We start from the raw sequence: 21,360 nt of genomic DNA on the forward strand, positions 1-21,360 counted from the left end.
CCCCATATGTTTATAGTGGAATTACGAACGTCGGTCGATGAGACGGGAGCGAAGACGTTCGGTCAGAACGTAAAAAGGGTCGCGGAGGTCCGGTCGTACGGCGAACTCGCCCCGGAGGCGAGAGTCGAGGGACGCGCCCGTGAGGCGCTGACGTGCGCGCTCAGAACTCCTCGGCGGTGTCCACGCCGACGACGACGCCGACTTCGCCCTCTTCGAACCGTTCGCGGGCGTCGGGGGACTCCGCGAACAGCATCCGAGTTTGTTCCGTGTGCGCGCGTAGGAGGGCGCCCTCCGTCTCCTCGCGGAACTCGAAGTCGTCCAAAATTGCCTTCCACTCCTCGGCGGGGACGCGGTATCCGCGCACGCCGTCCACCGTCTCGTAGTCGCCCTGTCGTTCGAGCGTGGAGTGGCGACCGATGAGCGCCGAGTTCAACTCTACGAGGGCGGTCCGCAGTTCGTCGAGGCCGAGTCCGGTTTCGTCGGCGACGCGTTCCGCCACGGCGGCGTCTATCGGCGACTCTCCCGTCTCGGTGTCCGTCTCGTCGAACATGGTCCGAACCGACGCGGTGCGCGCGGTTCGGTCTTTCGGCCCCGTCGCGGCGCACCCCGGCGTGTCCTCTCCGCCTCTCAGTCCTCCGCTGCGGGCGCGAAGACGACGACGGCCGTGCTCGGTTCGACGGCGTACGGCGAAATCTCCCGCTCGCCGCTGAACCGGGCGAGTTGCCCCGCCCGCAGTTCGTGCGTCTCGTCGTCCAACGTCAGTTCGAGGTGCCCCTCGACGAGGTGGAGGACGATGTCGTTCCCCGGATGTCGATGCGGCGGGACGCGTTCGTCCGCGTCGAGGGAGAGGCGCACCATCCGCGGACGGCGCGTCTCGAACAGTTCGGCGTGCGGTTCCGACTCCGGTTCGTCCAGCGACGTGATTTCGGACATGACGGTTCGACGTACTTCGCACACCCTCCTCACCTTTCGACCGAACATGTTCGACCGTTTCTAAGTTCTTGAAAACTATCGCGTCTGGATTTATGTACCGTATTCTTACGTTCACATGTCATGACCGACCACGTAGGCGCACCCGGTAAGGGACTGTCTCGGCGCGAATTCCTGGCGGCGACGGGAGCCACGGGGGCAATCGGCGTCGCGGGCTGTTCCGCCCCGACGAACGGCGGCGCGGACGCGGCCACCGAAGCCTCCGTGACGGCCCAAGAGAACCAACTTCCGACCACGTCACCGCCCGAAGTGGTGAACGTCGACGAACAGGGCGGGTCGGTGACGCTGAAGACCGCACCCGCCACCCACGACGTCCACCCGTTGGAGACGATGGGCGGTCCGGTCGAACTTCCGCGGGTGTGGGCGTTCCAAGCCGACGACAGAGACCCGTCGGTGCCCGGCCCCATCATCCGCACCACCGAGGGCAACGACATGGAGGTGACGCTCGACAACACGAACGGGAAGCATCCGCACACGGTCCACTTCCACGGCGTCCAGAAGACGTGGGAGAACGACGGCGTCCCGACGACGACGGGTATCACCGTCAATCCCGGCGAGAAACACACCTACTCCATCCCGGCGAACGTCCCCGGGACGCACCTGTATCACTGCCACTTCCAGACGCAACGGCACATCGACATGGGGATGTTCGGCATCTTCCGCGTCGACCCGAAGGGGTACGAGGAGGCCGACAAGGAGTACTTCATGACCGTCAAGGAGTGGGACTCCTCGCTGAACCGGATGATGGCCGGCGAGGACGCCTCCTACAGTCCGCGCAACCGCAACCCCGACGTGTTCACGGTCAACGGCAAGAGCGCGCCGCGGACGCTCCACCCCGAGGACGGGTCGCCCATCATCGTCTCGAAGGGCGACACCGTCCGCGTCCACCTCGTCAACGGCGGGTACATGAGCCACCCGATGCACATCCACAACCACCGGTTCCGGCGCGTCGAGAAGGACGGGGGCGCGATTCCGGAGGCGGCGCGCCACGAGATGGACGTGACGAACGTCGCCCCCGCGGAACGGCACACCGTCGAGTTCACCGCCGACGCCCAACCGGGCGTCTACCTGATGCACTGCCACAAGGTGAACCACGTGATGAACGGCACCGCCTACCCCGGCGGGATGCTCACGGGCGTCGTCTACGAGTCGGTGATGGACACCGACATCTTCGCACAGCTGATGGAGTACGCGGGATACGAGGGGGCCTGACAATGTCCGACAGCAACGCATCCGTGACGCGTCGCACCGTCCTCAGAGGAGTCGCCGGGAGCGCCGTCGCCGGCGCGGCACTCGGCGCGGCGGGGCCCGTCTCCGCCCAGTCTTCGGGCCTCGACTCGTGGTTCTCGAACACGAGCAACTACGACGGCGTCGTCGACGAGACGGGCAACTCGGAGGTGACCGTCACCGTCGGCGCGGAGGCCAACGGCGGCGGGTACGGCTTCGGTCCGGCGGCGATTCGCGTCGACCCCGGAACCACCGTCGTCTGGGAGTGGTCCGGCGCGGGCGGCAGTCACAACGTCGTTGCCGAAGACGGCTCGTTCGAGAGCGAGATGACCGACGAAAAGGGCCACACGTTCGAGCAGACGTTCGACGGCGAAGGCGTCGTCAAGTACGCCTGCGCGCCCCACAAGGCGATGGGCATGAAAGGCGCAGTCGTCGTCGGAGACGCCGCCGCCGGGTCCGCCTCGGGGGCGTCGCCCACCGAGTCGTCGGGGGCGTCCGAGGAACTGAAGAGTTGGTTCGAGGGCGTGAGCAACTACGACGGCGTGGTCGACCGGACGGGCACCTCGGAGGTGACCGTCACCGTCGGCGCCAGCGGAAACAACGGCAACTTCGCGTTCGCCCCGCCGGCCGTCCGCGTCTCGCCCGGCGCGACGGTGGTCTGGGAGTGGTCCGGCAACGGCGGCAGTCACAACGTCGCCGCCGAGGACGGCTCGTTCGAGAGTGAGATGACCGACGAGAAGGGTCACACCTTCTCTCAGACGTTCGAGGAGGGGGGCACGCACAAGTACGTCTGTACGCCCCACCAGGCGATGGGGATGAAGGGCGCAGTCGTCGTGGACGACTCCGCGGCGGCGGTGTCCGGGTCCGGCGGCGGCGACGGCGTCACCGAGGAGGACTTTTGGCCCCTCTCGGTGGCCGGGAGCGTCACCCTCGCCGTCGTCTCCCCCATCATCTTCGGCGTCGCCGCGTGGATAGCGGGGACGGGCGACGAACCGAACGTCGAGTGGCGCGAGGACGCCGAGGGCGACGACGGACGCGTTCGGTCCTGAGTCGCCCCCGGCCCGAGCCATCTGCCTTCTTGAGAACGTCGGACGACGCGGCGACGCGACTTCGTTTCCTGACCCGAACGTGTTCGCGACCAAGACGAGGGTTCGTGCGCACGTACGCGCGACCATGAGCGCGATTCCATGCGGCGTCGACACCGACAGCCAACCGCCGATGGCGATTCCCCTCCGGCACTTTCTGGTCGGACTCGGCTTCCTCCTCGGCGGCGTCCTCGTCGCCGCCGCCGACGCCGTCGGGGCGGTATCCGGACTCGTCTCCCCCGCGCGGTACCACCTCCTCCTCGCGGGATGGGTCTGTCTCACCATCCTCGGCGCGATGACGCAGTTCGTCCCCGTCTGGTCGGGCGCGGAGATTCACTCTCGCCGACTGGCGAACGCCCAACTGTGGTGCGTCGCCGTCGGCGTCGCCGGCCTCGCCGCCTGCTTTCTCTCCGGGCGCGTGGCGTGGCTTCCGGCCGTCGGCGCGGTCGCACTCGTCGGGTTCTGGCTGTTCGTCTACAACGTCGGCCGGACGCTCCTGACCGCCCGCCCCCTCGACGTGACCGAACGCCACTTCGCCGTCGCGTTGGCGTTCTTCCTCCTCGTGACGGCGTTCGGTCTCGCGCTGGCGGTGGACTTCACCCGCCCCGTCGTCGCGTCCGCCGGACTCGCCCGCGCGAACGTCGTCGCGGCGCACGCGACGCTTGCGGCGTTCGGCGCGGTGCTGACCACCGTCTTCGGCGCGCTGTACCAACTGGCGACGATGTTCACGCAGACGGAACTCGACCGGTACGACCGCGCGATTCAGCGGTTCGAAACCGTCGCCTACCCCCTCGGCGTCGTCGCCCTCGCCGGCGGTCGGTTGGTCGCCGCCCCGTCCCTCGCGCGGGCCGGCGGCGTCCTCGTCCTTCTGAGTCTCTTCGGGGTCGGCGTCGTCCTCGGGCGGCGACTCGTCGAGACGAACCTGCCGCGGTCGGCGATGCTCCGGCGCTACGCCGTCGTCGCGGCGTCGCTGGTGGTGTGGGCGCTCGTAACCGCACCGTCGTGGCTCGCGGACCCCCTCGCCGCCGACGCGCGGTTCGGCGCGGCGGGGGCGACGCCCCTCCTCGCCGTCGGCGTCGTCGGGTTCGTCGTCCTCGGAACCCTCTATCACGTCGTCCCGTTCATCGTCTGGGAACACCGCTACAGCGACCGCATCGGCTACGAACCCGTCCCGACGATAGACGACCTGTACGACTCCCTCGTCGCCGCCGCCGACTTCGCCGCGACGGTGGCCGGCGGGGGTCTTCTCCTCGCCGCGGCGTGGTTCGGCCTCCCCGACGCCGTTCGACTTGCGGGCGGCGCGTTCGTGGCGGGCGGCGTCGTCCTGTTCGTCTACAACCTCGCCTCGGTCGTCCACGAACACGGGCCTCGCGGCGTCGTCGGGACGGTCCTTCAGCGTTCGGGGCGTCGCGGCGACGACTCGCCGCCGACCGAGTAGCGCGTCACGGACTCTTCTCGTCGCCACCGTCGATCAGCCTCGGACACCTATGTGGGAATTATTACACTTCCTCTCTCGACGCCTCCGGACTGCCGGTGCCGACGCCGCGAGCGCCCCGAATCCCTAACGATCGATACTGCGCTTCCGGCCTCCTCACGCCGTTTAACGACCGATTGAGCGCTTTTTCGGGAACCAAATCTGTCCGATAGGCGATTTAACTACTGGTATTCATTTCTTAATCTCAGGTGAAACAGACATTATCTAGAAATTAGATAAGTGTTTGTGACTATATCGCTTATGTGAACGATGGCCGAAAATCTGGAGAAGAAACTAGCGACCACCAAAGTGAGCGGAAATAACTCGACGGTCGTCCCGGACGTCGTGCGTACCTCCGAAGACATCACGGCGGGAGATACGCTCGAGTGGTACCTCACGGAGCGTGGGTGGATAATCGTCCCCGAACGAGCCGACTCCTCGAACGACGATGAGTAGCACCGCGACGCAGGAGGGCGACACTTCGGCGTCGCAGTCCCGGGAGCAAGCGCTCAGCATCTCCGTTATCGTCCCGACCTACAACGAACGGGAGAACATCGAACGCATCGTCGACAGGTGCTTGGCGGCGCTCTCGGACCGGTCGATGGAACTGCTCGTCGTCGACGACGACTCCCCGGACCGGACGTGGGAACTCGCCCGAGAGGAGTACCGGGACGACTCGCGCGTCCGCGTCGTGCGCCGGACCAGCGACAAGGGACTGGCGCAGTCCGTCACCGAGGGGTTCAGACGGTCGAAAAACGACGTGTGCGCCGTAATCGACGCTGACCTTCAACACCCCCCGGAGAAGCTCCCGGAACTCCTCGACGCCTTGGAGGACGGCGCGGACGTCGTCATCGGGAGCCGGTATCTCGACGGTGGCGGCATCGAAAACTGGTCTCGCACTCGGAAGGTCGTGAGCAAGGGAGCGGGCCTGTTCTCGAAGGCGCTTCTGCCCGAAATCCGCGGCTGCAGCGACCCGATGTCGGGGTTCTTCGCCGTTCGCCGCGAAATCGTCCAAGACGTCGTCTTGGACCCGGAGGGGTACAAAATCCTCCTCGAACTGCTCGTCAAGTGCGACTACGATACCATCGTCGAGGTGCCGTACGTCTTTCGGGACCGGGAGTACGGCGAATCGAAGCTGACGGCGAGCGAGTACCAGTTCTACGTCGAACACGTGTTGATGCTTTCGACCGTCTGGCTCGGAACGACCCTCACCCGTAACTCCCGGAAGGTCGTCCGCATGTTGGAGTTCTTCGCGGTCGGCGCACTCGGCGTCGTCGTCAACATGGGCGTCTTCGCCGCGTTCTCGTACGGCCTTCAGGAGCACTTCCTGATCGGCGGCGTCGTCGCGTTCGTCGCCGCGCTCAACTTCAACTTCGTCGGGAACTACGCGATTACGTTCAACCGCCCGCAGGCGGACCTCCTCGAGATGTACTACAAGTTCAATCTCGTCTCCCTCGGGGGACTGGTGGTGTACACCGCCGCTCTCACCGGAGCCATCGAAATCGCACAACTGCCGGCGCTCGTCGCGAACGGCGTCGCCATCGCTACCGGGGCGGTGTTCAACTACGTCGGCACGGAGGAGTTCGCCTTCGCGGACGCGGACACGCGGCAGGAGACCACCACCAGTGCGGTCACGATCGAACAGTACGCGGACTGAAACCTCATCTACGACTTCACCAATGAACCTCGACAGCAAACGCGTCCTCGTCACCGGAGGCACCGGCTTCATCGGATCGAACCTCGCGAACACGCTCGCCGAATCGAACGACGTCGTCGTCGTCGACGACGGCTATCTGGGCACCGAGGAGAACCTCGACCCGGAGATAGAGTACCACGAACGGAGCGTCCTCGACGACAACCTGCCGACCGACGTAGACGTCGTCTTCCACCTCGCGGCGCTGTCTTCGTACGCGATGCACGAAGAGGACCCCGCCCGGGGTGCGCGCGTGAACGTCGAAGGGTTCGTCAACACCGTCGACCAAGCGCGCAAGGACGGATGCGACACCGTCGTGTACGCGTCCACCTCCTCGATATACGGCGACATGACCGAACCGTCGCCCGTCGACATGGACGTGACGGTGAACACGGGGTACGAGGCGTCGAAGATGGCGCGCGAGAAGTACGCCGAGTACTTCCACAACCACTACGGCCTGAACACGGCTGGAATGCGGTTCTTCAGCGTCTACCAGGGCTACGGCGGCGCAGAAGAACACAAAGGGGAGTACGCGAACGTCATCGCGCAGTTCGCCGACGACTTGGCCAACGGGGAGTCGCCCGTCCTTTACGGCGACGGGACGCAGACCCGCGACTTCACGCACGTGCGCGACATCGTCCGCGGTCTGATAACCGCCGCCGAACACCGACTCCAAGGCGTGTACAATCTGGGAACCGGTCGGCAGGTGTCGTTCAACGAGTTGGTCGAGATGTTGAACGACGAACTCGGGACGGACGTCGCTCCCTCGTACGTCGAAAACCCGATTCCCGAGAGCGTGTACGTCCACGATACGATGGCGGACACCTCCGCCATCCGCGAGGCGACCGGTTGGGAAGCGGAGATACCGCTCGAGGAGGGGATTCGTGAGGTCTGCTCCCAGTACCTCGACGACGAACCGGCTGCAGGGGTGACTGTTCGCTGATGGCGACGTCCGAGACCCAGTTCCCGTTCGACACGGACGACGTCGGGCTCATCATGCTCGCCCTCATGCTGATGACCTACGCGAATCTCGTCCTCTACAACACGGGCGGATTCGCCGTCTCGGTCATGAACGAGGTGACGACGTTCGCGTACGACCCGCCGGCCTTGGCCATGGCGGGCGCACTGGTGCTGTACCTCGTGGCGTTCCTCGCCCTGCTCAGCGTGGGGTCCGCGTGGTCCGCCAGCGTCTCGAAACTCTCGTACGTGACGCCGTTCGTCTACGGCGTCGTCGGGATACTGTTCCTCAAAAACGTGTTCTCGACCTCGGTGATCCGAGAGCGGGTGATGGGCGGCAAGACGGACGGGTACGTCCTCCAGTACGAGGGCGCCGGACGTCTCCTGCGGGGGAAAAACCCCTACACGTACAACTACGACCAGGAGATTCTCGCGCAGGTCCCCGGCTACTTCCGTACGCCGTTGACGCCGGACCTCCTCCCGCAGGGAGTCCAGTACCCGACGAACATCGTCACGCACCTGGACTACCCGCCCGTCTCCGTCATCTGGTACCTGCCCGCGCGGGCGCTCGGAGTCTCGGGGGCGACGCAGGACCTCGTCGCGATGATGCTCCTCGTCGCCCTCGTCACGGTCGTAGCGAGGGACGAACTCCGGACGTTCATCCCCATCTTCTTCCTCATCGACTGGAACCTCATCCTGTTCCCCTCGGCGTTCATCCCGGACGCCGCGTGGGTCCTGTTCGTCGTCTGTGCGATTCTCTCGCTGCACTACCCCCGTCTGTCCGCGCTCTTCCTCGCGCTCGGCGCGAGCTACCGCCCGCAACCCATCATCGTCGCGCCCTACTTGGGCATCATCGCGTACAACCTGTACGGCAAGCAGTACCTCAAGAAGTGGGTCGTAACCGGCCTCTCGGCGACTGCGCTCATCAACGTCCCGTTCGCACTCTGGACGGGGCTCGGAGCCTACTGGGAGTACGTCACCATCCCCATCAGCATCACGCTCCCGCCCAGCGGAGTCGGACCCGCGATGCTGGTCGACTACCTCCAACTCGACCCGATGGCCGTCAAACCGCTGTTCACCGTCGCGGTGTTCGGCGCGTGGTTCCTGACGCTCGCGGCGTCGTACCGGTACTACGACAAACTCGGCGTCGGGATGCTCGCGTTCCCGGGACTCGTGCTGTGGTTCCACTGGCGGTCGCTGCAGAACTACATGCTCTGGTTCCCGATGTTCGTCTTCGTCGCGTACATCGTGGGCGTTCCGGAGCGCGACCCCCTCGAATCGCTGAAAGCGTCGTCGCTGCGCCTTCGAAGAGACGTGTCTGACGGTATCGAGGGGGCGTACGACGAAGTTTACTCGCGCGTGCAGAGCATCCGTAACTGACGCACACCGGCGGAAACGTCGTACGCGCCCGCCGGCCTCCGAATCGGCACCGCGACCGTTCTGATTCTCTGCGCGTCCCCGTTTCCATCTTCCCCCTCCACCACCGACAGAGACTCGAAACGCCGCCTCCGGCGGTGACCCTCGATCGGAGCGGAATTCTGAGATGCTCCCGTACGCGCATCGAACTGATCTCTCGGTCCGTCCGCGGCCGTATCCCGCGTGGCGTGTCCGAGGTCACGTTGCGGGTACGCTCCCTCCGTATAGTATCAATTCTGATAACCAACCGGAGTGGCTATACCTCTCACCTCGGACGTATCGCATGATGCTCGAAACGACGAGGCGGCGCCTGCTCGCGGGAACGGTCGGATTGGTCGCCTCGGGGACGGCGGTAGCCGGGCGAGTGCGCTCGCAGTCTCCGGACGAGACGACGCAGGCGACGTCCTCGTCTCCCTCGAACGAACGACCGTCGACGACGGTCTGCGCCCACTACTACCCGTGGTACGGACCTGACAGCCACTGGGACGAGGGGTACACGGAGACGCCGCTGTTGGGGGAGTACGATTCCGGTCACTCCGCGGTCATCGACCAGAACCTCGACTGGGCGGAACAGTACGGTATCGACTGGCTCTCGGCCAGTTGGTGGGGACCGAACTCCCGCGAGAATCGGATACTCGCGACGGTCTTCGGCGACCGGATTCGAGAGACCGACGTCGAGTACTCCGTCCTCTACGAATCGCTCGGACGGTTCGACGCGACCGACGACGGAATCGACATGGACCTGCCGGAGAACCGCGAGCGGTTGCTTTCCGACCTCGAATACCTGCAGGAGAACCACTTTCGTCACCCCAACTACCGCCGCGTGAACGGGAAGCCGATCGTGTATCTCTGGCCGAGCAGGGCCTTCCGGGGCGATGTCGTCGGTGCGTTCGAGGAGGTTCGCGCCGAACTCGACGCTGAACCGTACATCTGGGGCAACTTCGTGAGTCCACACGCCCCGACCGGCGCGGACCGAGACAGAGTCGGGGCGTTCGACGCGATTTCGATGTACAATCCGTACGCTCTATGGCGGCGGATAGACGCCGACGAACGGTCGTTCGCGAGTGCCCTCTCGGACCACTACCACCAGTGGCGCGCCGCCGCCGAAGGCGGGGAGACGCACTTCTACCCCACCGTCGTCCCCGGGTTCGACAACACGGAAGCCGGCGGCGACCTCCCGGTGTTACCGCGGGACCCCGAACGGTTCCGCGACGACTGTCGCTCGGCCCGGAAGACGGGCGACAGCGCCGTCAACACCGTCGTCGTAACGTCGTACAACGAGTTCCACGAGGGGACGCACGTCGAACCGACCCTGGAGATGGGTCACGCCTTGCTCGAGGCCGTCTCCGACGAACTGGCGACGGCGGAGGTGACCGACCCCCTCGACGCCCGCGCGTCGTTGGAACTGCGCTTCGACCGGACGGAATCACCGCCCGACGACAGTCGGCAGTTGGCGTTCGCGGCGAACCGAATCGCGCTCCGCGACGGAACGACGCCGCTGGCGAACTACGACGTCGGGGCGGCGACGGGGTTACTGTTCGGCGGCGGCGTGTACGACTCCGAGTCCGACGGCGCGCGGAGTTGGCGGTGGATGGGCGGTTCCGACGGTCGCTGTCGGGTGTTCTTCGAACTCCCGGCCGTCGAAGACGCGACGGCGCTTACGGTCGAAGGACTGGGGATAGACTCCGGCGTCCGGACGACCGTCCGACTCGACGGGCGAGAGATAGGTACGGTGACGCTGTCGGACCGATGGGACACCTACGAACTATCGATTCCGAACGGCTCGGACCCGTAATCGGTCGTCGTTCCGTCGAATCGGAGGACGCGAACGTATCGTCCGACGGCGACGGACCGACGGGTGCGGCCTGACTATCCCGCTCGGTCCTCGGACTCCGACTCAGAGACGGGGTCCGGAGTAGAACGCGACCGTCCCGCCACCCGAATCCGTCACTACAGCATCCAATCGACCAGCCACGCAACTGCGCCCGCGAACAGTAGCAGGACTCCGACCGCCGAGGTGGCCGGTTCGGGGATCAAGAACAGGATAGCGCCGGTGATGAGAAACAGCGTGATCAGGCCCTCGTCCACGAGACTCCCGTTCTCGTCGGAGCGCGCCTTCTCACGACTCGCAAGGGGCACGCCCCACCCGCCGCCCCACCCCCACGACGGGTAGTAGGGGAACCCCCCGCGGTCCTCGTCTTCCGTGTACTGATCGCCGTCGTAGCGACTCTCCTCGCGGTACGACTCGTCGCTGTACTGGTCGTTGGGAGAACTCATATTCAAAGAGGGGGCCGCCACCCGGTTCGGGCTTCTGATTGCGAGTGCAACGTCACTTTCCCGCCGTCCACGTTCCGTTCGACGCCGGCGGGTTCGTCCACGCTTTCCGCGACCAGTCCGTCGAGCGGTAGATCCCACGACCGAGGATCGGGAACTCGTGAAACGCCCTGTGGGAAACTCACGCCCCCAGTTCGGCACGCCCGTCGAACCCTCTCACCGCCGCGGAATTCGAGGAGAGTAAAAGCCGCCGTCTCCCGCCGCTTACGCGCCGGGATCGAACTCGCCGCGGCGGAGTCCCTCCCGGACCGGGCCGTGTTCTTCGTCCGTCGGCGGCGGCGCGGTCACGAGCAACGCTTCGAGTCGCCCGTCGTCGTCGGCTTTGATACCGCGCGGGGTCCCCGCCTCGACGACGAACACGTCGCCGGGTTCGACGCGGTGTTCGTCGTCGCCCTCTCGGACGAGGCCGGTCCCCGACCGCACGGAGACGACCACGTCGCTCTCCGGCGCGTGGACGGGGATGAACTGCCCCGGTTCGAAATACCCGCAGACGACCTTCGTTCGGTCCGTCCGGACCGCCTCTCGGGCGACGAACCGGTCGGCGTCGAACGTTCGCTCGGCGTCGAAATCTACCGCCGGCATCGACGGACACCTCCGAGGGGTTCCCCGCCGGTCGAACGCGTCGCTCCGTTCGCGAGTCGAGTCATACGCGCGGACGTTCGTCCGAAGGCTCGGTGGACGTTGTCCCGAACGTGTTCGCCGGCGGCGGGTCGACGCGTAACCGAGGCGGTCAGAACGGCGCGTCCGACTCTCCGCCCACCGCGCCGCCGTCCGTCGGGAACGGCGCTCCGTCGTCAGAGGGGTCGGGGAGTTCGCCGCTTTCTCGGAACTCGCTCGCCAGTCGGTCGAGTTCGTCGTCGATGGCGTCGCTCCGGTGGTGCATCGGGTGGACGCTCACCCGGACGAGTTCGTAGTCGTGTCGCTTCGCGAGCCCGTTCCACGCCCTGAACGACGCGACGGTGAGCGTCCGACTCTGCGGACAGAACGGCGCCGTCGGCGTGAACTCAGCCCGGAGGACCGACGGGTCGTCTTCGTCCACCGCGTACCGGTACCCCGAATCGGGGTGTCGGTGGTCGAGGTTGAGGCGCGCGAGGTTGTAGCCGAACGTCACGTCGTACACGCCGCGTTCCTCGAACACGTCCTCGGTCGTCCGGTGGAACGCGACGTGCTCTTCGCCCCGTAGCACGTCGTGTCCCTCCAAGGACGGGCCGGGTTCCGGGATGTGCTCGGGAACGAACTCGTCGATGCCGTCGAACGCGCCGTCGGACTCCGACGACGCTGACCCGAATCCGAACATACGCGAAACGTGGCGCTCCGTCGGGGTAGCCTTCCTCCCGAACCTGTTCGGCTCCGACGCCCCCGAGTGCGACGCTCGCTCGTTCGAATCTTCGGCTCCCGAATCGAACGTGTTCGGCGTCGTCTTCGTACTGCCGAAGCCCCTACCCGAACGTATGGCGACGACCGACCCGTCTCTCGACGACCTACCGACGGACGAACTGCCCGTCTCGCCGTCGCGTCCGATAGAGACGCTCGACGCGCGCGAACTGCCGCCGCCGCAACCGCTTCAGAAGACGCTCGAACTCCTCGCGGAACTGGACGACGAGACGGCGGTGGTGCAACTGAACGACAGAGCGCCGCAACATCTCTACCCCCGACTCTCCGAACGAGGGTACGAGTACGAGACGACGGAGTTCGAGGAGTACGTCGTCACGACCATCTGGAAACCGCAGGGTTGACTCGCGCCGGTCGGTTTCCGACGCGGCGTTCGCTCCGCCGTCGCCCCTCCTTTCGAGGCGTACCCGCCGAGCGGGGCGGGTCTGCGCTCCCCGCCGAGTATCCGACCCAACAATTCTTTATCTACTGAAACTGAGGTTGATTCGATGGTCGGAACCGATTCACTCGCCGCGGCGGACGGACTCGGAGCGGTCGCGACTTCGCCTCCGGAATTCCCCGGAGACGCCGGCTCCGACTCCGATTTCCGTCCGTCCCCGCCGTCGATTCGGGTGAGCCGACGATGAAGGGGTTCGTCCTCGCCGGAACGTCCTCCGGCGTCGGGAAGACGGTGGCGACGCTCGCGGTGTGTCGCGCCCTCGAACGCGCGGGCCAAGAGGTCAGACCGGCGAAGGCCGGCCCGGACTTCATCGACCCCTCCCACCACGCCGCCGTCGTCGGACGGCCCTCCCGAACGCTCGACCCGTGGTTGGAGGGCGAAGACGGGATGCGCCGGACCTACGCCCGCGGCGAGGGCGACATCTGCGTCGTGGAGGGGATGATGGGCCTGTACGACGGCGACACCTCCACGGCGCGCATCGCCGCGATGCTCGACCTGCCGGTCGTCCTCGTCGTCGATGCCAGCGCGGGGATGGAGAGCATCGCCGCGACGGCGCTCGGATTCCGCGAGTACGCGGACCGGGCGGGCGTCGAAATCGACGTCGCCGGCGTTATCGCCTCGCGGGCGCACGAGGGCCGCCACGCCGACGGCATTCGCGACGCGCTTCCGGCGGAACTGACGTACGCGGGCCGGATTCCGCCCCGCGACGACCTGGAAATCCCGGAGCGACACCTCGGACTCCACCTCGGCGACGAGTCACCGCTTTCGACGGAGGCGGTGGACGCGGCGGCCGACGGCGTCCGCGCGGAACGACTGCTCGAACTCGCGCGCCGTCCCGGATGGCTGACCGACTTCTCGGACTTCAGCCCCGACGCGGTTCCCGACGACGGTGCGGGCGGAGCGACCGATTCCTCGCGTCCGACCGTCGCAGTCGCCCGCGACGCCGCCTTCTGCTTCGCGTACCCGTCCACGCTCGACCGCCTGCGGGCGAGGGCGAACGTGGTGACGTTCGCGCCCGTCGAGGGCGACGCGTTGCCGCCCTGCGACGGCGTCTACCTCCCCGGAGGGTACCCGGAACTGCACGCCGAGACGCTCTCGCGGTCGTCGGCGCTCTCGGCCCTTTCGGACCGCGCGGCGGACGGGGTGCCCGTCTTCGGAGAGTGCGGCGGGTTCATGGCTCTCGGCGAGTCGCTGACCACCGCCGAGGGCGAACGCCACGAGATGGCGGGCGTCCTCCCGGTCGATATCCGGATGTGCGACCGGTATCAGGCCCTCGACCACGTCGAACTGCGGGCGACGCGCGACGCACTGACCGCCTCGAAGGGGGAGACGCTCCGCGGCCACGAGTTCCACTACTCGACGGCCGACCCCGACTCGGACGCGACGTTCGCCTTCGAGGTCGAACGCGGCACCGGAATCGACGGCTTCGACGGCCTCTGCGAGTACGAGACGCTCGGCACGTACGCGCACGTCCACGCCGAGAGCGGAGCGTTCGACCGGTTCGTCGACCGACTCTGACGACCAGACCACACGACACCGCACCCATGACCGACACGAACGACACCGGAACGAACGACATCGACCCGGAGACAGTCCGACGAAACACGCCCGGCCGCGGCGTCCGTCCCGACGCCGCGACCATCGAACCGTCCGCGCCCGAGGAGTTCGGCCTCGTGCAGGTCTGGTGGGGCGACGGCAAGGGGAAGACCACCGCCGCGATGGGTATGGGCTTTCGCGCCGCCGGTCACGGCTACCGCGTCCACATGCTCCAGTTCATGAAGGGCGGCGCGGACTCCGTGGAGGCGGTCCGCGGCGAGTACAACGCTATCGGGGCGATGCCGGGCTTCTCCTACGAGAACCTCGGCCACTACGGATGGGCCGGGATGGCCGACGGGAGCGACGACGAGACCCACGAGGAACGCGCGGCCGCCGGACTCGAACGGGCGACCGAACTCCTCGCCGCGGCGCGCGAGGCGGACCTCTCGACGCCGTTCGACCTCGACGCGCCGCCGGAGGACGGCGTCCACATGCTCGTCCTCGACGAGATTCTCTACGCCGCGGACATGGGTCTGCTGGACGAGGAGTCCGTACTCGACCTGATTCGAGAGAAGCCAGACGGCCTCGAACTCGTCCTCACCGGAAGCCACTCCGAACCGACGTACCTCCTCGACGCCGCGGACCTCGTGACGAACGTCCGCAAGGTGAAACATCCCATCGACGAGGGCCGACGGGCGCGGAAGGGGACCGAGTACTGACTCTCTCATCCGCTCATTCAGAACGGCCGATTCTCGAAACGCTCTACGATATTGCTCATTTTTAGCAATACAACCGCCCGGCGGACTACGTCGAACGTATCGATTTGTGGTTCCGAATTCACCGTTTCCTGTCCAAAATACGCCCGGAAGAGACCTCTACCGGACGAATGGTTCCCGGATGGTGTTTTCCTTTCCTCGAATACGACGTTTCGTCTGTTCCCGGAAAATATTTTGAATTGAAGTGATTGACGCCGAATAATGTGAGATAGCAATTGTTACCGTCCGAATGTCGCCGGTGGATGGACAAATATCGTCTGAAATGTTCGGAGAGGTTCCATTTCGGGTGTGTTGTGTAAATATAACAATAATATCGGGGCCGTCCGGTATTGGTGTACTCGACTACGAACGTCCGTTCTGACACGCAGAAAGTTTAACTGCGATAATGATGATTGGTTTACAATAACATGCAGGCCAAACATCCGGTACAGACAACCAGAAAGACCCTCCGACTGATAGAGGAGTTAAAGCGGAAGGGGCCGTGCGGGGTGACCGAACTCGCGGAGGACCTCGAAATGGGGACGAGCGCCGTCCACAACCACCTCATGACGCTCCGAGAGGAGAGCTACGTGACGAAGACCGGCGACGAGTACCGACTCGGCTTGAAGTTCCTCGAAGTCGGGGGCCACACGCGCAGGTCGATGGAGCTCTATCAGGTCGCCGCGCCGGAGGTGGAGGCTCTCTCGGAGGAGACGGGGGAACTCGCCCACCTCCTCGTCGAGGAGCAGGGGTTGGGCGTGTATCTGATGTGCTCGAAGGGAGAGAAGGCGGTCGACCTCGAAACGTACGTCGGCCTGCGGACGTACCTCCATACGACGGCACTCGGGAAGACCATCCTCGCGCACCTGCCGGAGTCGCGCGTCGAGGAGATACTCGACCGCCGCGGGCTGAAGCGCGAGACGCCGAACAGCATCGGCACCCGCGAAGAACTGTACGCCGCGCTCGAGACTGTCCGCGAACGGGGGTACGCCATCGACGACGGCGAACGTGTGGAAGGGTTGCGCTGCGTCGCGGCCCCCGTCAAAACTTCCTCGGGCGAAGTGTTGGGCGCGATAAGCGTCTCCGCCCCCGCGAGTCGCGTCAGCGACGAGGACCTCTCGGGGAGACTGTCGGAGATGGTGTTGAGCGCGGCGAACGTCATCGAACTCAACATCAACTACTGACCGCCTCCTCGCACGACCCCCACCGCCCGCCGGACCGACTCCCCGCCCGCGGAGACGTTCAGCGGCGTCGTCGGGTCTCGCGGTGTTACGCGAGCGTGACCGACTCGCGGGCCTCTTCGAGGAGTTCCTGCACGTGCACCGGGTCGCCGGTTCGACTGCTCTCCATCGCCGCCTCGATGAGCGCCATCGACTGGAGGTTGTCCCGGACGTTCGTCTCCATCTTCTCGCCGCCGTCCAACCACTCGACGAACTGTTCGACGAGCCACGTGTTCGCCCACTTCTCCTGTTCGTCGAGAGGGACCGCCTCGCCGGCATTTTCGTCTAGCCCTCCGACGACGCCCTCCGCTTCCGCGTCGTACGGGTACCGCGTGATTTCTCGGTCGTCGAGGACGAGCGTCTCGTCTCGACACTCCGCGCGGAGGTAGTCGCTCATCCACCCGTTGAGCGTCGCGGCGTTCGACTTCGCCCCCTCCCACGACGCGCGGACGCCGTTCTCGAAGCGGAGCTGTACGAGCGCCTGCACGTCGCCCTCGTACTCGGCCCACTCCGGAAGCCACGTGTCGGCGTAGATGGTCTCGCAAGGACTCTCCGCCATGTCGGCGATGTAGTCCAGTTGGTGGACGGCACCATCGACCAGCAGTACGTCCTCCATCTCGTGGCGGAACGCGCCCCACGTCCCGTACGACCGGGCGTTGCAGGTCAACCGCCCGACAAAGTAGTCTATCGGCCCCGTCTCGCCGGAACGGAGCCGCCGGCGCAGCGTCGTCTTGTCCCGGTCGAACCGGTGGCTCATCGTCACACCCATCTTCAGCCCCGCGCGCTCGATTTTCTCCGCGATGCGGACGGACGCTTCGAGCGAATCGGCGATGGGCTTCTCGGTGAGGACGTGGACGTCGTGTTCGATGGCGATGTCCACGATGTCCTCGTGAATCCACGGCGGAACGACGACGGCGCAGAAGTCGGCGTCCACCTCCTCGAAGGCTCGCTCGGCGTCCGTGTAGCAGTCCGAAGGGTCCACGCCGAGATGCTCGACGGCGTTCTCGTGCGCCGCCTCGTCTACGTCCACGGCGGCGACGACGTCGACGAGTTCGTCTTCCACGTTCGGGGGCAGGTACTCGGAACACCAGTTTGCGCCCTGTCCGCCCGTGCCGACCAGAATTGCGCGGTATGTCATCGATAGCTCTGTTCGAACAGCTGTCCGCCGTATGATAGTTCTTTCCACTGTGGTCGAACCGCGGCGGGACGAGAGACCGGTCGAGGCGCAACCGGTCGAGTCGCCGGCGTTCCGGACGGTGAGCGTGACCGGACGAGAGCGCGACGGGACGGGGCGGAGGCGAGTGGCCGCGAGCGCTACTCCTTGAGCGCTCCCTGCGTGAGACCGCTGACGATGCGGTCCTGCGCCACCATCACGAGAATCGCCATCGGGACGACGCCGACGATACTCGCCGCGGCCATGAGGTTGTACGCGACCTGTTGGGTCCCCTGGAACGCGAGGATACCGTGCAGCACCGGCGACCAGCTATCGACGGTTCCGTTCACCATCAGGTACGAGAAGAAGAACTCGTTGTACACGATGATGAACGTGAGGATGCCCGCCGTCGCGACGCCGGGCGCGGAGAGGGGGACGATGACCCGAAACAGCGCGCCGATTCGGGTGGACCCCTCGATGCGCGCGGCGTCCTCCAGCCCGTCGGGTATCTGGCTGTAGAACGTTGAGAGGACGAAGATGATGAGCGGCATCACCAGCGCGCTCAGGGGCATCACCACCGCCCACGGCGTGTTGTACAACTGCGGGTACGAGAGGCCGAACAGGTCGATGTTCCCCGTGAACAGCCGAAAGAGGGGGATGAGGAACGCCACCGGCGGGAAGTACGAGATGATGAGTACGACCAACATGAGCGGCGTCCGCCCCGGGAAGTCGTACCGTCCGAAGACGTACCCCGCGATGCTCCCGATGAGGAGCACGATGATAGTCGAGAACGTCGCGATGAGGATGCTGTTCAGGACGTACCGGTGAAACGGGATGACCTGAAATATCTCGACGAACGCCGCGGGGTTGAACCCCTTCGGAACGACCCCCATGTTCGAGATGTTCCGGTTCGGGGTGAGCGCGATGACGAACAGCCAGTAGAAGGGGAACAGCGACACCGTCAGGAAGAACCCGATACCGATGTACGTTAACCACTCGTAGACGCTATCGGGGTCCTGAATCGCCTTCAGGGAGGCTCGTTCGAGGATGTTCTTCTCTCCGGTCTTCGCGTCGGCCACGTCTGATTCGGTGCTCATCTTAGATTCCTCCGTTCTCTTGATCGTTGAACTGGACGAGGTAGACGAGGAGTAACACTCCGATTATCGCCGCGACGATGAACGCGACGGCCGCGGCGGAACCGAACCGGTTCACGTTCCACGTCGAGACGACGAGACAGCTGAGCGTCGGCACCGTGTTACAGCCCGACAGCGTCTCGACCAACCCGTACACTTTGACCGCCGCGATGGTCCGAAACAGCAACGCGACGAGAAGCGTCGGCAGGACGAGCGGGAACGTTATCGTGCGGAACTGCTGAACCTTCGTCGCGCCGGACATCTTCGCGACGTCGTACAGCGAGCGGTCGATGCTCTGGAGGCCCGCGAGGATGAGAAGCGCCATGAACGCCGACTGCTTCCAGATGTCCGCGAGGATGGCGATCAGGAGCGAGTCTTGGCTGTTCGACAGCGGCGCTTCGGAGATTAACCCCAGATTAGCGAGCGGTTCGACGAGGAACCCGAGCGACGGCTGAAACAGCAGGTAGAATATCATCCCTTGGATGACGATGGGGACGGCCCACGGGAGTATCATCCCCACGCGCACCCACCGCCGCCCGCGGAACTTCTGGTCGAGGATGAGCGCCATCGTGAATCCGAGTACCGTCTCGGCGACCACCGCGCCGAAGGTGAAGATGAGCGTCACGGGCGCGGCGCTCGTGAACGGTCGGTCGAGGTCGAAGAACGGCCGACGGAGGCTAGCCTCCCCCGTCAGCACTCGGACGTAGTTCTGCAGACCGACGAAATCGCCGATGGGGTTCGAGGAGACGATGTTGTCGGCGTGCAGCGAGATGTTGGCCGTGTAGAGCAGCGGCCAGATGGCCATCGTCCCGAGGAGCGCGAACACCGGAAGCAACATCACGTAGACGAACTGCGTCTCGTTCAGTCGCTCCAGACGGTTCGCGAGGGCGATATCCGGCCGGTACCACGGAGTCCCTCCGGCCAACGTCGTCTTCTTTTCGGTGCTCATGAGCCGCTGTAGGAGCTTTCGAACTCCTTCAGGCGCGTTTGAAGCCGATTCATCGCCTCCGTCACGGGCTTGTCGTCGACGATAGCCGAGTGCGCCTCCTGCGCGACGGCGTCGGACTGCTGGGGCCAGACGGGCGTCGCCGGGCGGGCCATCGTGTTCTTCCCGGCGTACGTGAGCGGTTCGAGATACCGGCCCATGATGGGGACGTCGGTGGAACTCTGGAGGACGTCCGGCACCGGCGGGAGGTGGCCCGATATCTCGAAGTTCGCCCGCTGGAACGACTCCGTCGAGAGCGCCTGCAGGAACTGGATGCTCGCCTCCAAGTTCTCCGTGTTCGGGTTGACGGAGAAGTTCCACCCGCCGAGCGCGCCGATGGAGCCGCCGGTTCCGGGGTACTTCCCTTCGCCTTCGGGCACGCCGTACGGGAGCGGGATGACGCCCATGTCCTCGCCGAGTGCGTCGTCCGCCCCGTTGATGTTGATGGAGTACGGCCAGTTGCGGAGCGCCACGGCGTTACCCTGCGTGAACGGTCGCATCGACGGCGACAGCCCCCACTGGGACGCCTCCTGGGAGGTGATTCCCCCGGCGAACCCGTCGAGCGTGTCCTGGGCGTCGCTCCCGTGGATGAACGTCCGGGCCATCCGGAGCGACTGGAGGACGGGCTCTTCGGTGACGGTTATCGGCCGGTCGCCGACCGGGCCGTAGAGGTTCTCCTTGGGGTTGCCGAAGTACGCCCCGCCCCACGAACTGAGGAACTCGTTGAAGACGCAGCAGGCCAGTTGAATCTCGGAGGCGGCCTGCCAGTTGAACCCGTACTTCGCGTCGGACTGCTCGTGGACGTCCGCCAGTTCGTTTGAGAACTGCTCCCACGACATCGGGTCGGTCGCGTACTGTTGCCAGTCGTACCCGGCGTCCTGAACGAGGTCCTTCCGGTACTGAATCGTGGGGAAGTCCGGGTAGAGGGGGACGCCGTAGAGGTCGCCGTTTGGTCCGGTCGCGGACCTGACGCTCTCTTGGAAGTAGTCGTTGTGGACCGTATCGAGCAGGTCCTGCGGCAGTTCCTGTTCGAGGTTGAGCAGCTGTTCGCGGATGATGAACGGAATCGTCCACCCGCTGTCGAACACCAGCAGGTCGGGTTTGGCCTGCCCGGCCGAGAGCCACTGGTTGTACTGGCTCTGCATCTCGTCTGTGGTGGACCCGGCGCTTACGAACTCCAGTCCGATGTCCTCCGACAGTCCGGCGTCGTACAGCGCTTGCTTGACCTTCTCGCTTTGGTTGCGCCACTCCGAGTGGGCGCTCAACTGGAGCGTCGTCGAACCGCCGCCGCCGCCCCCGGCCGTCCCGCCCGTCGTCCCCTCGCCGCCGCTACTGGAACACCCGGCGAACCCGGCGGTGACGCCCGTCGCGCCGGCGGCGGCGACGAACCGTCGTCGGCTGATCGCCCTTCGAACGGTACGCTCTCCCTTCCTATCGCTGGCCCCGTTGCTTGACATGTACAACCACGACGACTGGACGAGCTCACATATATGTTTGCATCAAGCGCGCCGGTCGGTATCGACCTCCGTGCGAAGGGCGGCGGAATCTCCCGAACCGGGGGCTACGCGGCG

Annotated in this window: 21 protein-coding genes; 12 read left to right on the plus strand and 9 right to left on the minus strand. The window is 65.6% G+C overall.

Annotation, left to right across the window (positions count from 1 at the left end; genetic code table 11):
• Positions 1-160 precede the first annotated feature (160 nt).
• Together BLS11_RS15755 and BLS11_RS15760 are read right to left on the minus strand one after the other, a co-directional pair.
• Complete coding sequence (locus BLS11_RS15755; RefSeq protein ID WP_092538740.1) at positions 161-550, minus strand: DUF8048 family protein; 390 nt, start codon at positions 548-550, stop codon at positions 161-163.
• A gap of 77 nt (positions 551-627) precedes the next feature.
• Complete coding sequence (locus tag BLS11_RS15760; protein WP_092538884.1) at positions 628-933, minus strand: cupin domain-containing protein; 306 nt, start codon at positions 931-933, stop codon at positions 628-630.
• A 120-nt stretch (positions 934-1,053) separates the two neighbouring features.
• Between BLS11_RS15760 and BLS11_RS15765 the strand changes: the two genes are divergently transcribed.
• The 8 genes from BLS11_RS15765 (at position 1,054) to BLS11_RS15800 (ending at position 10,637) form a co-directional block, all read left to right on the plus strand.
• Positions 1,054-2,202, plus strand: coding sequence for a multicopper oxidase domain-containing protein (locus BLS11_RS15765; RefSeq protein WP_092538741.1), 1,149 nt, complete (start codon positions 1,054-1,056; stop codon positions 2,200-2,202).
• 2 nt (positions 2,203-2,204) lie between these two features.
• Positions 2,205-3,266: a halocyanin domain-containing protein gene (locus BLS11_RS15770; protein WP_092538742.1), complete on the plus strand. Its 1,062-nt coding sequence runs from the start codon at positions 2,205-2,207 to the stop codon at positions 3,264-3,266.
• Between the two features lie 124 nt (positions 3,267-3,390).
• A complete protein-coding gene (locus BLS11_RS15775) occupies positions 3,391-4,740 on the plus strand; it encodes a heme-copper oxidase family protein (RefSeq protein WP_092538743.1) in 1,350 nt (449 codons plus the stop codon).
• A 306-nt stretch (positions 4,741-5,046) separates the two neighbouring features.
• A complete protein-coding gene (locus tag BLS11_RS15780) occupies positions 5,047-5,232 on the plus strand; it encodes an AbrB/MazE/SpoVT family DNA-binding domain-containing protein (protein ID WP_092538744.1) in 186 nt (61 codons plus the stop codon).
• Positions 5,225-6,433 (plus strand): glycosyltransferase, encoded by a 1,209-nt coding sequence (locus BLS11_RS15785; RefSeq protein WP_092538745.1) that lies wholly within the window; start codon positions 5,225-5,227, stop codon positions 6,431-6,433. The genes BLS11_RS15780 and BLS11_RS15785 overlap by 8 nt, the downstream gene beginning before the upstream one ends.
• A gap of 22 nt (positions 6,434-6,455) precedes the next feature.
• The gene (locus tag BLS11_RS15790; protein WP_092538746.1) at positions 6,456-7,412 is read left to right on the plus strand and encodes an NAD-dependent epimerase/dehydratase family protein; all 957 of its coding nucleotides are present in this window, start codon (positions 6,456-6,458) and stop codon (positions 7,410-7,412) included.
• Positions 7,412-8,806: a hypothetical protein gene (locus BLS11_RS15795; protein WP_092538747.1), complete on the plus strand. Its 1,395-nt coding sequence runs from the start codon at positions 7,412-7,414 to the stop codon at positions 8,804-8,806. Before BLS11_RS15790 ends, BLS11_RS15795 begins: the two co-directional genes overlap by 1 nt.
• 319 nt (positions 8,807-9,125) lie before the next feature.
• The gene (locus BLS11_RS15800; RefSeq protein WP_175454474.1) at positions 9,126-10,637 is read left to right on the plus strand and encodes a glycoside hydrolase family 99-like domain-containing protein; all 1,512 of its coding nucleotides are present in this window, start codon (positions 9,126-9,128) and stop codon (positions 10,635-10,637) included.
• Between the two features lie 155 nt (positions 10,638-10,792).
• Here BLS11_RS15800 and BLS11_RS15805 read toward each other — a convergent pair whose 3' ends face one another.
• The 3 genes from BLS11_RS15805 to BLS11_RS15815 form a co-directional block, all read right to left on the minus strand.
• Entirely contained in the window at positions 10,793-11,119 is a 327-nt protein-coding gene (locus tag BLS11_RS15805) for a hypothetical protein (protein ID WP_092538749.1), read from the minus strand.
• A gap of 261 nt (positions 11,120-11,380) precedes the next feature.
• Positions 11,381-11,758: a cupin domain-containing protein gene (locus tag BLS11_RS15810; protein ID WP_092538750.1), complete on the minus strand. Its 378-nt coding sequence runs from the start codon at positions 11,756-11,758 to the stop codon at positions 11,381-11,383.
• A gap of 148 nt (positions 11,759-11,906) precedes the next feature.
• Positions 11,907-12,473, minus strand: coding sequence for a DUF7998 family protein (locus BLS11_RS15815; RefSeq protein WP_092538751.1), 567 nt, complete (start codon positions 12,471-12,473; stop codon positions 11,907-11,909).
• 154 nt (positions 12,474-12,627) lie between these two features.
• Between BLS11_RS15815 and BLS11_RS15820 the strand changes: the two genes are divergently transcribed.
• The 4 genes from BLS11_RS15820 to BLS11_RS15835 all read left to right on the plus strand — a co-directional run bounded on the left by BLS11_RS15820 (position 12,628) and on the right by BLS11_RS15835 (position 16,482).
• Positions 12,628-12,912, plus strand: a complete 285-nt coding sequence (locus BLS11_RS15820) for a DUF2249 domain-containing protein (protein WP_092538752.1) — start codon at positions 12,628-12,630, stop codon at positions 12,910-12,912.
• Between the two features lie 278 nt (positions 12,913-13,190).
• Positions 13,191-14,525 carry a cobyrinic acid a,c-diamide synthase gene (locus tag BLS11_RS15825; RefSeq protein WP_092538753.1) on the plus strand — a complete coding sequence of 445 codons (1,335 nt, stop codon included), beginning with the start codon at positions 13,191-13,193 and terminating at the stop codon, positions 14,523-14,525.
• Between the two features lie 26 nt (positions 14,526-14,551).
• On the plus strand, positions 14,552-15,262 hold the full coding sequence (locus BLS11_RS15830) for a cob(I)yrinic acid a,c-diamide adenosyltransferase (protein ID WP_092538754.1): 711 nt from the start codon (positions 14,552-14,554) through the stop codon (positions 15,260-15,262).
• A gap of 464 nt (positions 15,263-15,726) precedes the next feature.
• Entirely contained in the window at positions 15,727-16,482 is a 756-nt protein-coding gene (locus BLS11_RS15835) for an IclR family transcriptional regulator (RefSeq protein WP_092538755.1), read from the plus strand.
• 85 nt (positions 16,483-16,567) lie between these two features.
• Here the strand turns inward: BLS11_RS15835 and BLS11_RS15840 are convergent, their stop codons facing one another.
• The 4 genes from BLS11_RS15840 to BLS11_RS15855 all read right to left on the minus strand — a co-directional run bounded on the left by BLS11_RS15840 (position 16,568) and on the right by BLS11_RS15855 (position 21,246).
• On the minus strand, positions 16,568-17,656 hold the full coding sequence (locus BLS11_RS15840) for a Gfo/Idh/MocA family protein (protein ID WP_092538756.1): 1,089 nt from the start codon (positions 17,654-17,656) through the stop codon (positions 16,568-16,570).
• Between the two features lie 176 nt (positions 17,657-17,832).
• The gene (locus tag BLS11_RS15845) at positions 17,833-18,768 is read right to left on the minus strand and encodes a carbohydrate ABC transporter permease (RefSeq protein ID WP_092538757.1); all 936 of its coding nucleotides are present in this window, start codon (positions 18,766-18,768) and stop codon (positions 17,833-17,835) included.
• Between the two features lies 1 nt (position 18,769).
• Complete coding sequence (locus BLS11_RS15850; RefSeq protein ID WP_092538758.1) at positions 18,770-19,753, minus strand: carbohydrate ABC transporter permease; 984 nt, start codon at positions 19,751-19,753, stop codon at positions 18,770-18,772.
• Entirely contained in the window at positions 19,750-21,246 is a 1,497-nt protein-coding gene (locus BLS11_RS15855) for an extracellular solute-binding protein (protein WP_092538759.1), read from the minus strand. The genes BLS11_RS15850 and BLS11_RS15855 overlap by 4 nt, the downstream gene beginning before the upstream one ends.
• Between the last annotated feature and the right edge of the window lie 114 nt (positions 21,247-21,360).

Origin of the sequence: Halopelagius longus (genome assembly GCF_900100875.1) — an archaeon.
Taxonomy (GTDB): Archaea; Halobacteriota; Halobacteria; order Halobacteriales; family Haloferacaceae; genus Halopelagius; species Halopelagius longus.